Origin of the sequence: Nostoc sp., assembly GCF_036917515.1 — a bacterium.
Taxonomy (GTDB): Bacteria; Cyanobacteriota; Cyanobacteriia; order Cyanobacteriales; family Nostocaceae; genus Nostoc.
In genome coordinates this window covers 1-11,844 of record NZ_JBALDE010000023.1, presented here as the reverse complement: position 1 = coordinate 11,844, position 11,844 = coordinate 1, and the positions used below count along the sequence as shown (strand labels likewise).

Below are 11,844 nucleotides of genomic sequence, written 5' to 3'. Positions count from 1 at the left end.
CCGCAAGCAACTGGAGTACTTCCCTACCTTGCGAGCGGCAATGGAGTATGTTCTGAGTTTAGTGTCCTAACCAACCTGGCGGTTGCTATAACTTATGGACAAAATTTGCGGGAAGCAGCAGAGAAACTAGGTGTATCTTTGCGAACGGTACAAAGGTTGGTGAAAAACTGGGAACAAGATGGTTTAGTCGGACTCACTCAAACAGGGCTGATAAAGGAAAACATCGCATTGGTGAATTTTGGGAAACCTTCATCATCAAAACTTACAAGGAGGGTAACAAGGGTAGTAAACGTATAACCCCTAAACAAGTTGCTCTCAGAGTCGAGGCTAAAGCCCGTGAATTAAAGGACTTTAAGCCGCCCAATTACAGAACCGTGTTACGGGTATTAGCGCCCATTTTGGAAAAACAAGAAAAAACTAAGAGTATTCGTAGCCCTGGATGGAGAGGGACAACGCTTTCAGTTAAAACTCGTGAAGGAAAGGATTTATCCGTTGATTACAGCAACCATGTTTGGTAATGTGATCATACCCGCGTGGATGTGTTGCTTGTAGATCAACATGGTGAACTGCTAAGTCGTCCCTGGCTAACAACAGTAATCGACACTTACTCTCGTTGCATTATAGGTATCAATTTGGGATTTGATGCACCGAGTTCTCAAGTAGTGGCATTAGCATTACGTCATGCGATTTTGCCAAAGCGATACGCTTGGGAGTACAAACTGCATTGTGAGTGGGGAACTTACGGTAAACCAGAACATTTCTATACAGATGGTGGTAAAGATTTACGCTCTAACCACTTGAGTCAGATTGGGGCATAACTGGGGTTTGTCTGTCATTTACGTGATCGCCCTTCTGAAGGTGGAGTAGTAGAACGTCCTTTCAAAACATTGAATGACCAACTATTTTCAACGCTTTCTGGATACACCGGATCTAATGTGCAGGAACGCCCGGAAGATGCAGAGAAGGACGCAAGACTTACTTTGCGAGAACTAGAACAGTTACTTGTGCGTTACATCGTTGACCGTTATAACCCAAGTATTGATGCGCGGATGGGCGATCAAACTCGCTTTGAGCGTTGGGAAGCAGGATTGCCCACAGTACCAGTACCAATACCAGAACGAGATTTGGATATTTGTTTAATGAAGCAGTCACGACGCACTGTGCAAAGAGGTGGTTGCTTGCAGTTCCAGAACTTGATGTATCAAGGAGAATATCTAGCAAGTTATGGTGAGATCGTGTGGGTGAGTAGCACTCATACACTTGAGTCGAGCATGAGTAACTTTCCCTTCAAGCGCTACCGTCACTAAAGTAAGGCGTTGATCGTCTGATAATTCTCGAAATTCGGAACCAAATCGTTCGTCAAGTTCTCTAAGAGTTTCCTCTGGCAGTAGGTTGACCATAAGCATTGCAGTAGTGTTTGATCTGGCTCTACTTCTTCTAGCAACGCAGGTAGTCGCCAGTGCTGCTGGCTCCAGTTACGGTAAATTTTGGGAATACCTGAACCAGCTTGTTCTCCAATACCCACAAGCTGAAACATTTTTTGTAACTTGCGATTACGGCAATCACTTGTACCACCCTGTAACGCATCCTCTAGAAGGTAGTCGCATTATGCCAGGGTTCCGAAATACAAACATATCTGGGCGCTTAATAATTTGTATTGGTATTCGTCCAGTATATTCGGCATGAATTATTGTGTTAATTAATGCTTCACGTAAAGCTTCGTGTACAGGTGTATCGTCTACTCGTTTTGCACCTTTGAGTTCGAAAGGAACTTTGAGTTCTGAGAAAAGTTTTTGGATAACCCGACGGTAAAAATCATAAAGATTTCCTGACCACGTTTCATCTGTAGTCACACGATCTACTCAGCAAGCCTCTGGACGTTCTTGATAGTCCACTACATAGTGAGGTACTGAGGTACTTCCTCAAGGATTGACGGGAGTTTACCAAACATCAACAAACCTGCTACAGTCAATCCTTTTTTGCTTGTTTGGCGATCGCTTGTTGCATTCCCGCGCTGACACTGTGATTATTATCTTTAGCTTCAATCACTGCTAATGGGACACCAAGTTTCTGATACAGCACATAATCAGCGCGTTTTTGCTCACCTCGACTTGCAAGCTTCCCCCTAACAATCACCCTACCTTTTATCAGAGTTACTTCCTCACGGATCTGAGTGTTGATATCCCATCCGCGATTAATTAGAGCAGGTGTAATAAACTTTGTACAAATATCACGTTCGCTCAGAGATTTCTTGTCAATTTTCTTCTGGCATAAAAGGTCGGCTTGAGGTCGAGAATATGCAGTATTATTTTAGACTCTAACTTAGTTGACGAGAACGAGCTTCTGCATAACCAACCCATCGTTGCAACCGTCCTCTCAGCAATGGGAGGGTTGAAAGGTACTAATTTGATTTTCTTCAAGGTACTGAACAATGTTGCAACCGTCCTCTCAGCAATGAGAGGGTTGAAAGAAATATTCTTCAACGATTTGTTTACCTTGAATTAAAGTTGCAACCGTCCTCTCAGCAATGGGAGGGTTGAAAGGCTGTGATTATCCACCACGAAAATAAATCGCTGTTGGAAGTTGTAACCGTTCTCTCAACAATAGGAGGATTTAAAAATCTTTCAAATGTGGGATTATTGTTAGGTTTCAGGAATTGTTAAAGTTAGGGCGGGTTGAAAGCAAGTCCTTTCACCCCCTCGTTTTAGTTACTTTGTATAATAATTACAGAGTGCATTATCGACGACATGAATTTGTCACCACTAACCCAGAGACATCTAATTTGTCACAACGACAGTTAATTTGGTTCAACGAGAACAATTAGTCACTGTACAGGTAAAGTCACAACGAGGCTTTTCGGTATTTTAGATTTTTAGTGGGGGTGGAGGGACTTGAACCCACACGACCTTTTACGGTCAACGGATTTTCATTCTCCCGCAGTTTTCACTGCTACCTGATGACAATGGCTACCTCAGATTTTGAGAATTGGACTCTACCTTTACCCTCGACTTAACGTTAGGGTAGCTCCCGTCGGGTCTCTGCACCTTCCGAACAGTTAATCAGTTAGGAGTTAGGAGTTATGAGTTTTAAATTTACTCAGCGCTCAACACTCATGACTCAAAACTTTTTCGGCTTGGCTCAGGATTGCCATGTCTGTCACCAGATTTAGGTTTCCCTGAGTTTGAGAGCTTCCACTTGAGGGATTTCTCCTTCAAGGCTCAATTAATTTAAGTCCGTAGCGTCTACCATTCCGCCACACCCCCAAAGGTGTTTGGCAACTAGTCTAACTAGTTATTTTTTAGAGGTAGCAATACCTCCTTATCTATTCCACCATCAATTGTGTCTTTTGTCCAACTAGATTGAAAATATTTTTTCCAGATTGTGCAATCGCTTAACAGAGTTGGAAGTCTTTTACTTTCTCGTAATCAATTTGGATGAGTTTTCGATCTTGTTTGACTAAAGCATTTATTTGCTAGTAGATTCACTATAATAGCATGATATTAGATTTTGTTATGATATCCGTTGAATCGCCCACAGTAAAACTACTCCAGCCCGTCTAAGCTGCGCTTTCGCCTCCCCTCCCCGTTTGTGGTTTTGAGAAATTCTAGCGCAGTTATGTTAAAAGCATTATGACTATACTTCTCTAAATCTGTCTCTTCAACCTATGATGGAAAACAGATGCTTAGACAAATAAAGTTATGATTGTCGCCCTGCTGTATCTGATTTTAGCTGGAGCTTACCTTTTAGTAATCCCCATTGCTGTCTTGCTGTACCTGAAGCAGCGCTGGTATGTAGGTGGCTCCATTGAGCGTGTCTTTATGTACTTTTTGGTGTTTTTCTTCTTTCCAGGTTTGTTGGTTCTATCGCCGTTTGCAAATTTTCGACCCCAACGGCGACAAATTCAAGTTTAACGAGATTGGTAGGTCATAACTCTCATGCGACGGATTGACGCTATTGGAATTAGCTTAGGTGTTTTTATTGCCGGCGGCTTGGCATACTTGGGATTGCAGCTAGTTGGTTTGGATAATCAGAAAGCTGGTATATGGAGCCAAGTCTTACTAGTCAGTGGGTTAGTCGGCTGGCTAGCCACCTATTTTTTCCGTGCAGTGGGACAAAAAATGACCTACCATCAACAGCGGGAACAGTATGAGCAAGACTTTCTCCAAAAGCGGCTAGACGAGCTTACTCCCGAAGAACTAGCAAGAATTCAAGCTGAAATAGAACAAGAAGAGCAATCTCAGGTGTAAAGTTATCATTGGTCACTAGTCATTGGTCATTAGTCATTTGTCCTTTACTAATGACCAATGACTAATGACCACTGACTATTGACACTTGACTAAAATGACTGCAATTTCTGATTGCTTTGAAACCCTTGGGCACAATGGTGAGTGTGCTCTAATTCCGTTTATTACGGCTGGTGATCCAGATTTAGAAACAACAGCAAAAGCCTTGCAGGTTCTAGATCGTAGTGGAGCCGACATTATAGAAGTGGGTATACCCTATTCCGATCCTCTAGCTGATGGGCCAGTCATTCAAGCTGCTGCTACCCGCGCCTTACAAAGGGGTACGAAGTTAGAGCAGGTGCTAGAAATGCTGCAAGGGATTACTCCCAAATTGCGCTCGCCGATTGTTCTATTGATCTATTACAACTCAATTTTGCACCGGGGGATTGAAAAATTTCTTGGGCAAATTGCTGCTGCTGGGGTTGCAGGATTGGTAATACCTGACTTGCCCTTAGAGGAAGCAGCAGGCTTGCTGCAAGCAGCTAGTGAGATGGGAATTGACGTAATCTTGTTGATCGCTCCCACCAGCTCTGCCCAACGGATCGAAGCGATCGCTCGTTCTTCCCAAGGATTTATTTATTTAGTCAGCGTCACTGGAGTTACAGGGGTGCGCTCGCAACTGGAAATCCGCGTGTCCGATTTACTCAAACAAATTCGTAGTGTTACTGATAAACCAATCGCAGTCGGCTTTGGCATCTCTGAAGCGGCCCAAGCCCGACAGGTAAGGGAATGGGGCGCAGATGGTGCGATCGTGGGTACCGCTGTTGTCAAACGGTTAGCCCAAGGAACACCAGAGCAGGGACTATCAGCGATCGCCCAATTTTGTCAAAGTCTCAAGGCAGCCATCAAGACCACCAACACCAGCACAAATACTCCTCTTGATTAGACGCAGAAAGTAGATTAAAAAAGATAACAGTGTAGTTTTTCTATCCTTATTTGGTAGACAATTAGACCATTATGGTCTTGAATATTAACATCAGATATGATCGTGTAAAAAAACTAGCTGAGATAGTCGCTTATAGTTTGAGTATTATGTGAAATCAAGTAGGCATAATTTATGAGTGTGAGAGTGAGTCAGTCAAAAATGATTATAGTTACGTCGCAATCGAGGAGCAAAGGCGATGAGTGAGAGTATGGCATTTATCGGCGGAGTGGCCGTAGCTGGGCTGGCGGCTCTCGTATTGCTCAAAGGAACAAATATCCCCCTACAATCTAACTTCGCTGTTGCTCCGCAAATGCCAGGTACTGTAGTAGCGCCCCAAGGAATACAGCCACAAATGTATCCTTACGGGCCTTATGGGCAACCAATGTATCCCAATCCTAATCAGCCATCAGTTGCTCCTAATAGTGACCAGCGCCAAGAGATGGAGAAACTGAACACGCAGATGCAACTGGAGCGTTTAAAAAACGACAATGAACAGCTAAAGTTGCAAAATCAACAACTCCAGGGCCAAGTCCAAAATTTCAATACTCAGCAGCAGTGGCAATTAGCCCAGCAGAATAACCAACAAAAAACAGCAGCAACATTTCAGCCGCAAAATACTTGGTGGTCTTCACCCGTGCTTTGGGCTGTGGGAGGTGCAACTCTCACTATTGGTGGTGGTGTTGTTGTCGCTGGAGTATTGGCTTTGTTCTCACCACGGCAGCGTCCAGCCCGTACTGTACAAGTTATTCACCCTTACCAAGGAAATACGCCGCCCTTGGTTCCAGTCCGTCGTGCTGAGTTTCTGCCTGCTTCGCGGATGGAAGCAAGACGAGTTGAAACCCCAGAATACGACGAAATGCAGTAACAACAAAAAATATCGCACAAAGCATCTAGGTAAGAAATATACAGGATAACACTGTTAAAATACTGCCTAGATGCTTTTTTTGTACATGAGTGATTAATCAAGCTCAAAAAGCGGATGAAACTCAAAAAACTGGCGATGTCTTCTGTGCGAGACGCTACGCGTAGCTTGCTTCTCCGTAGGAGTACGACAACCTGCGTTCACGCAGTATTATTAGTCATATTTGGTGTAGCTTGTCAACCTGTGGATAAGGTTGCCATTTATGAGAAAAATAATGGTAAGCAACCACTCCAGGCAGAACTTTTAGCTAAAATTGCTGTCGGATATGCAAAATTAGGACAACAGGATAAAGCCTCGAGGTTATTAGCCCCAGCTATTCAGACTGCCAAAATATCTAAGAATATTAACATTAGACAAGACTTATTGGAGCAGTTGGGAATTATTTATGTAGAAATGGGACAATACGACAAAGCACTTCAAATAGCAAAATCTTTTCATTCACGCGAGCCAACAGTAGAAATAGGTTCTATAGATATTAGGTTAAAACATATTACTGATCGCCTAGTACAAGTGGGGCAATACGAAAAAGCCCTTAAAGTTGCCAAATTAATATCAATAAATGTGACAAATGGGTCTTTAAATGGAAAAGATTACATTATTTCTCAATCTATAGTAATGTCTGAAGTTGCACTTAAGTATGCACAAACTGGTCAAAAGGCTCAAGGAGAACAGATATTAGTACAAGCACTTCAAAAAGCTAAAACCAGTGATGAGATGGTTGAAATTGCACTCAAATATGCACAAGTTGGACAAAAAGCCAAGGCATTGCAACTGCTAGCGCAAGCCCCACAAAATGCACAATATCCAGATAATAACGCTGAAGTGGCTAAAGTGGCTAAAGTGGCTGTTAAGTATGCACAAGTAGGACAACAGGCTAAGGGAGAACAGCTGTTAGCACAAGCCCTTCAAAGTATTAAAAAGGAAAAATATGATAGCATAAAAAATTTTTATTTAGCTGATATTGCTGTTGATTATGCAGAACTGGGGCAGTGCAACCAATCTATTGTGATTGCCAAATCAATAAAGGATTACCCTAATTATAAAGCATTTAAAGACGCTTATATAACTCATGATGGTTTAATTATTGGCAGTGAATTACCAGATGTGTTTGCTGAAATTGCTATGACGTGTGCAGCAGTAGAGCAATATGAGCAAGCCCTTCAAGCGATCAAGGAAACAAAGTACTCTTACAATAAAAGGGAAGCATTGAGTGTACTTGCTGTTGACTACGCAAAAAAGAGTCAATACGAGCAGGCTTTTCAACTACTTAAAGAGAATGCTGAGTCTGACTATAAAAAAGCCTTGCTTTCGTCAGAGTCTGACTCTATCAAAGAGTTGCTTTTTTATGATTCTGAATCTATCAAAGCCTTTGCTTTGCCTAAAATTGTTGAGCAAGCTACTCAAGTAGAACCACCTGCTAAAGCAGAGCAGGTATTATCCCAAGGACTTGAAGTTGCTAAGACTATTAAAAGCCGTGAGAAGAAAGTTAAGGTGATAACTGCCATCGCTATTGGGTACGCACAATTAAAACAAACAGATAAAAGCGAACAATTATTAGCACAAGCCCTTCAAATTGCTGAAAGTATGAATTACTAAAAAAATTAGTTCACCATCGATAGGTAAAGGTAATAAGATTATCTATTACCTATTACTAATAGATTCTAAAACATTATAATAAACAAACTTTGATTTCACAAACCGTCTTTAGGAGTTTCTGTAGTATTAGGACTTTCTTTAGTGGCAGGTTGCTTATTATCGGGAAGTTTCTGTTGGATATTTTTTTGATTACCTTGATTTTCTAGTTGAGTTAGTGTCTGTTTTGCCAGATTTTCGGCTGCTTGTTTAAATAATGGTTCGATTCTATTTCGCCAATATTGAGTATTAGGCAACTTTTCTGGATGGTTTCTATAATCTAAAACTTTATCCCATTTACCATCATCTATTGCTTTGTTGATCTCATTAGATAATGCCTCCGCTTTAGCCCAATCTGACTGCCACTGGGCAATCATTTTGCCTGTCTCTTGAACACCAGAAGCAGCATTTGCCGGAATCGACCTTAAAAGTGCGATCGCTCCAACTATATCCCCTGAATCGTACTTCTTTTTTGCTTGTTCGATAATATTGGTACTGTTATCATTAGGCTGCGATCGTTCTGATTTTTCAGCATCGTCAGTTGACCCCTTCGGCTTTTCTGGTAATGGAGTTACTACATCCTTAGATTTTGGTTTTGGCTGGGAAATTGTTCGAGTCGCAATTAAGCTACTATCATCTACAATCCTAGTTGCAATCCCCTTTTCACGCAGGCAAGAACCCCATTCTTGATTATTGGTTATCACATCCGAGTGTGCCCAAGCCAAACGACCAGATTTCAGTTTAACTTCTATCCAACCTCGTTTTGTCCGCTTGCCAGTCACCTCGAAATTGGTATTATCAGTAACAGTTTGCAAAACATTATCAGAATTTATCGAACTAGGTTCAGAACGGATATTAGAATTTCCAACGACAATAGCCGAGCATTTGTTTGCTAAGGCAGTATCCTTACCTGTAAGATTTAAAGCTAAATTTTTCACATTTGGATATACATTTGCTACCAAGGCAGCCGCACCACCAGCCAGTAATATACCAATTAATATCGGCCAAGGGTCGGATTTACTAGAGTCTTTACGCGCAGGTTTGACAGGATTTGCTGGTGCAAATGCAATAGTTTGCAGCCGAGATACTTGAGGCTGAGATTTGGTTGCTTGGTAACTGGAATTGTTGGCGGCTTCTTGAGGTATAGAAAGTGCAGGTACTGGATTAATCGCGTCTTTACACGCTTGCAGTGCTTCCGTAGCATTTTGATAGCGGTCTTTGAAATGATAACGCACCATCTTGGACAACACTGCCGCCAGTCGATGGTTCACGGTTACTGAATGCTGCCAAATAATTTCCCCCGTTTCCGGGTTTTCTTGCAATTCTGTTGGGTGTAATCCTGTTAATGCTTGAATGGCGATGATGCCAAGGGAATAGATGTCACTGTTGGGACGAGGTTTACCTTGCCCTTGTTCTGTGGACATATAGCCAGGAGTACCGATAACCACTGTTGCAGAGGGTTGTCCGCCCACTGTTACCAGTTGTGTACGCAGTTGTTTCACTGCTCCAAAATCAACTAAAACTAACTTATTATCTGAGGCACGGCGGATGATATTATCCGGTTTGATGTCGCGGTGAATCACCCCTTGGCGATGGACAAAATCCAGAATCTCTAGAACTTCCTGCAACAGTTGAACTAACTGACTTTCACTCCAGCGCTTACCAGGTATAAGTTCCTCAGCTAGGGTATGTCCTTCAATATATTCTTGTACTAGATAGAATTCTTGGTTTTCATCAAAGTACGCTAGCAGCCTGGGTATTTGGTCATGGTTTCCCAGTTTTTCTAAGGTTTCGGCTTCACTGCTGAACAAGCGTTTAGCAGTATCAAAAACTCTGGGGTCAGTTCCGGGTTTAAGGTGCTTGACAACGCAGATGGGATTGCCTGGTCGCCTAGTATCTTGGGCAATGTAGGTTTGACCAAATCCTCCCATCGCGAGAACTCGAATTACTTGGTAACGATGGTCTAGTAGCTTGCCAATCATATTCCCTCCCCAGAGTTATTACCTAATTTTCCAGCTGGTAATAAATATCTCCAAATTTTCTTCAATGAAATCCGCTATCTTGAGAAAAGATTTAGATTAAAAACGCAGCTTTTTAATAAACGCAGACTGTTTATTTTTCTTTTAGTGCCCCTGTTTATTACCAATGCCACCTAAAATAACAAATCCAGTTGCATGGCAGCAGGCTGAAATCCTCATGCAACCTGCTTTCATTCGCGTTATCGACAATATCCGCAAGCAGCTTGATGAATCTTCCTGGACGGGAACTTACCATGATGTCCTGATTTGGCCGCCTAACACTACTGATGAAATCAAAGCATTGGTGAGTGAGCTATTGCAAGCAATCGAAACTGCAACACCCCAAGAAGCAGATGAAATCAGAGGAACTCTGGCTCGTCTGCCGATGCCCCATCCAGGATATCATCTACGTTTACAGCGTCAACAGCAAGAAGCGAGTATCGATTTATGGGAACTGTGTTATGAAGTGTGTTTTATTGAATACACTTCAGAGAAGGAAACTGCTGATATTGATACTAGTTTAATCGATGAATTCGGTGAAGTGGATTGGTTGCGTTTAGATGCTAAGTCAAAGGAGTTAGTTGAACAGGCGTTTGCTAAATTGCCAAAAGGGTAACAAATAGCCCTCAGAATAGAATTCTGGGGCTATACAGACGAAACCCACCTGCGTGGGTTGATGAGCTTTTTCAGCCTGTCTTAGCAGCCTACCTAACAGTTTATTGGCTTCCAACTATTTAAAGATGCTTGAATAGGAGCCAATTCGCTCAAATATTTATTAAGTTTTACTTTCTGAGTTTTAACAGTTGCAAGAATTTGCTCCTTTTCGGCCTCTCTAGTTTCGCGTTCTCTCAACACGTTGTCAAACTGCTCTTAAAACTTGTTCATGTATTCATTAATTTGCTGTTCTGCATGTCTGAAATCTTTCGATACCTATTTATCAATAACTTTCTCTAGTAGGTGTTGGTTTTTTAAAATTTGATCATCTATCTTTTGCTGAATTAACCTTGCTGTTTCTTTTAAGTCAATGTCATAAACTAATTAATTATGTGAGAGAAAGTTTAGCTAAAGCACGTACAGCTTAAATTACTAATGAAAATACTTACCTCAGTGATTACACTGTCATACTAAAGGCGATCGCACTCCATCCCAATCAACAAATCATCCAGGTACTCGCATTGAAAGAAAGCTATATGAACAACCCTGAAGAACTAGAACTACACTTAAAATCCCGTGCGACAGAAACAGTATCAATAAAGATACCAACAGATACATTGCGATCGCTCGAAAAAGTAGCAGCTAATCGAGACATGACACTTGATGCATTACTCAAGTTTTACATTGGGCAGAGTTTGCGGCAAGATATAGCCTTAGAAAGGGCTATCAAAGAAGGTGAAAATACTGAAACTGTCAGCCGCGAAGCTATTTTCAAAATTTTGGACAGTAAAGGATAAATAGAAAGTTCATAAAAAACTTTGAAGCGATAGCTTTAAGCATAACTTCTTTCACCCCTACGCCGCCCTTACAAAACCTCAAACTCTTCTACACTTATCCCAGCTTGTCGTAAAATACTGCTCAGCGTACCGATAGTAACTTCTTGATGACGAGGGGCGATCGCAGTACGGGTTCCTTCTTCGTTAGATTTGACAAACTTTACGTGACTACCCTTTTGGCTAACTTCCTCAAAACCTGCTGCCTCTAATCTACGCTTAACCTCACGATAAGGTAATGGTTTAAGCGGCATCTATTTCTACCTGAAGTGTTTTAATTTGAGGAATAATAGTAGCTACTGGTGGTTCAAAATGCAGTGACAAAGCTTCCTCAAGATTAGCCAATGTCTCAGTTTCAGTCTGACCCTGGCTCGCAATATCAATCTCCAAGCACTGTGCCACAAACCAGTTACCTTCCTGCCATACACTTGCAGTAAAAGTTCGTTTCATAAGTTTTTATTGTTCGGCACTTTCTGTTGATTTGATTATAGCGGTTCTCAGTTGGGTGCAATATAGTAACAGCAGTGGGTGAACCATCCAATAATGTCTTTTTTAGTTACCGCATTCAGAGCATTTG

The 11,844-nt window shown here is 41.8% G+C and carries 15 protein-coding genes and 1 pseudogene; 10 read left to right on the top strand and 6 right to left on the bottom strand.

The genetic code is table 11. The features are described 5' to 3' along the window. The 3 genes from V7K89_RS02830 to V7K89_RS02820 all read left to right on the top strand — a co-directional run. The coding region (locus V7K89_RS02830; RefSeq protein WP_335184237.1) for a helix-turn-helix domain-containing protein at window positions 1-297 on the top strand (297 nt) is incomplete at its 5' end. Between the two features lie 236 nt (window positions 298-533). After that, complete coding sequence (locus tag V7K89_RS02825) at window positions 534-818, top strand: hypothetical protein (RefSeq protein ID WP_335184236.1); 285 nt, start codon at window positions 534-536, stop codon at window positions 816-818. A gap of 69 nt (window positions 819-887) precedes the next feature. Then, window positions 888-1,307: a Mu transposase C-terminal domain-containing protein gene (locus V7K89_RS02820; protein WP_335184235.1), complete on the top strand. Its 420-nt coding sequence runs from the start codon at window positions 888-890 to the stop codon at window positions 1,305-1,307. Here V7K89_RS02820 and V7K89_RS02815 read toward each other — a convergent pair. The 3 genes and pseudogenes from V7K89_RS02815 to V7K89_RS35745 all read right to left on the bottom strand — a co-directional run. After that, window positions 1,304-1,537 (bottom strand): hypothetical protein, encoded by a 234-nt coding sequence (locus V7K89_RS02815; protein WP_335184234.1) that lies wholly within the window; start codon window positions 1,535-1,537, stop codon window positions 1,304-1,306. The two genes, V7K89_RS02820 and V7K89_RS02815, sit on opposite strands and share 4 nt — an antisense overlap. 25 nt (window positions 1,538-1,562) lie before the next feature. After that, entirely contained in the window at window positions 1,563-1,853 is a 291-nt protein-coding gene (locus V7K89_RS02810) for a hypothetical protein (protein WP_335184233.1), read from the bottom strand. Window positions 1,854-1,989: 136 nt separating this feature from the next. Next, window positions 1,990-2,259: pseudogene (locus tag V7K89_RS35745) on the bottom strand (type I restriction endonuclease); the annotation flags it as partial. A 1,439-nt stretch (window positions 2,260-3,698) separates the two neighbouring features. Here V7K89_RS35745 and ndhL point away from each other — a divergent pair. The 5 genes from ndhL to V7K89_RS02780 all read left to right on the top strand — a co-directional run bounded on the left by ndhL (window position 3,699) and on the right by V7K89_RS02780 (window position 7,726). Then, complete coding sequence (ndhL, locus tag V7K89_RS02800; RefSeq protein ID WP_335184231.1) at window positions 3,699-3,911, top strand: NAD(P)H-quinone oxidoreductase subunit L; 213 nt, start codon at window positions 3,699-3,701, stop codon at window positions 3,909-3,911. A gap of 24 nt (window positions 3,912-3,935) precedes the next feature. Beyond that, entirely contained in the window at window positions 3,936-4,247 is a 312-nt protein-coding gene (locus V7K89_RS02795) for a DUF3007 family protein (protein ID WP_335184230.1), read from the top strand. Window positions 4,248-4,341: 94 nt separating this feature from the next. Beyond that, window positions 4,342-5,169, top strand: coding sequence for a tryptophan synthase subunit alpha (gene trpA / locus V7K89_RS02790; RefSeq protein ID WP_335184229.1), 828 nt, complete (start codon window positions 4,342-4,344; stop codon window positions 5,167-5,169). Between the two features lie 235 nt (window positions 5,170-5,404). Then, window positions 5,405-6,073 carry a heterocyst differentiation related protein gene (locus V7K89_RS02785; protein ID WP_335184228.1) on the top strand — a complete coding sequence of 223 codons (669 nt, stop codon included), beginning with the start codon at window positions 5,405-5,407 and terminating at the stop codon, window positions 6,071-6,073. A 240-nt stretch (window positions 6,074-6,313) separates the two neighbouring features. Continuing rightward, complete coding sequence (locus V7K89_RS02780; protein ID WP_335184227.1) at window positions 6,314-7,726, top strand: tetratricopeptide repeat protein; 1,413 nt, start codon at window positions 6,314-6,316, stop codon at window positions 7,724-7,726. Between the two features lie 95 nt (window positions 7,727-7,821). Here the strand turns inward: V7K89_RS02780 and V7K89_RS02775 are convergent, their stop codons facing one another. Next, a complete protein-coding gene (locus V7K89_RS02775; RefSeq protein ID WP_335184226.1) occupies window positions 7,822-9,744 on the bottom strand; it encodes a serine/threonine protein kinase in 1,923 nt (640 codons plus the stop codon). Window positions 9,745-9,907: 163 nt separating this feature from the next. On the opposite strand from V7K89_RS02775, the gene V7K89_RS02770 reads away from it, so the two are divergent. Next, window positions 9,908-10,396 carry a hypothetical protein gene (locus tag V7K89_RS02770; protein ID WP_335184225.1) on the top strand — a complete coding sequence of 163 codons (489 nt, stop codon included), beginning with the start codon at window positions 9,908-9,910 and terminating at the stop codon, window positions 10,394-10,396. A 574-nt stretch (window positions 10,397-10,970) separates the two neighbouring features. Then, window positions 10,971-11,231: a hypothetical protein gene (locus tag V7K89_RS02765; RefSeq protein WP_335184224.1), complete on the top strand. Its 261-nt coding sequence runs from the start codon at window positions 10,971-10,973 to the stop codon at window positions 11,229-11,231. 68 nt (window positions 11,232-11,299) lie between these two features. Here the strand turns inward: V7K89_RS02765 and V7K89_RS02760 are convergent, their stop codons facing one another. Further along, window positions 11,300-11,521: a type II toxin-antitoxin system HicA family toxin gene (locus V7K89_RS02760; RefSeq protein ID WP_335184223.1), complete on the bottom strand. Its 222-nt coding sequence runs from the start codon at window positions 11,519-11,521 to the stop codon at window positions 11,300-11,302. Beyond that, on the bottom strand, window positions 11,511-11,717 hold the full coding sequence (locus V7K89_RS02755; protein WP_335184222.1) for a type II toxin-antitoxin system HicB family antitoxin: 207 nt from the start codon (window positions 11,715-11,717) through the stop codon (window positions 11,511-11,513). The genes V7K89_RS02760 and V7K89_RS02755 overlap by 11 nt, the downstream gene beginning before the upstream one ends. Window positions 11,718-11,844: the final 127 nt, after the last annotated feature.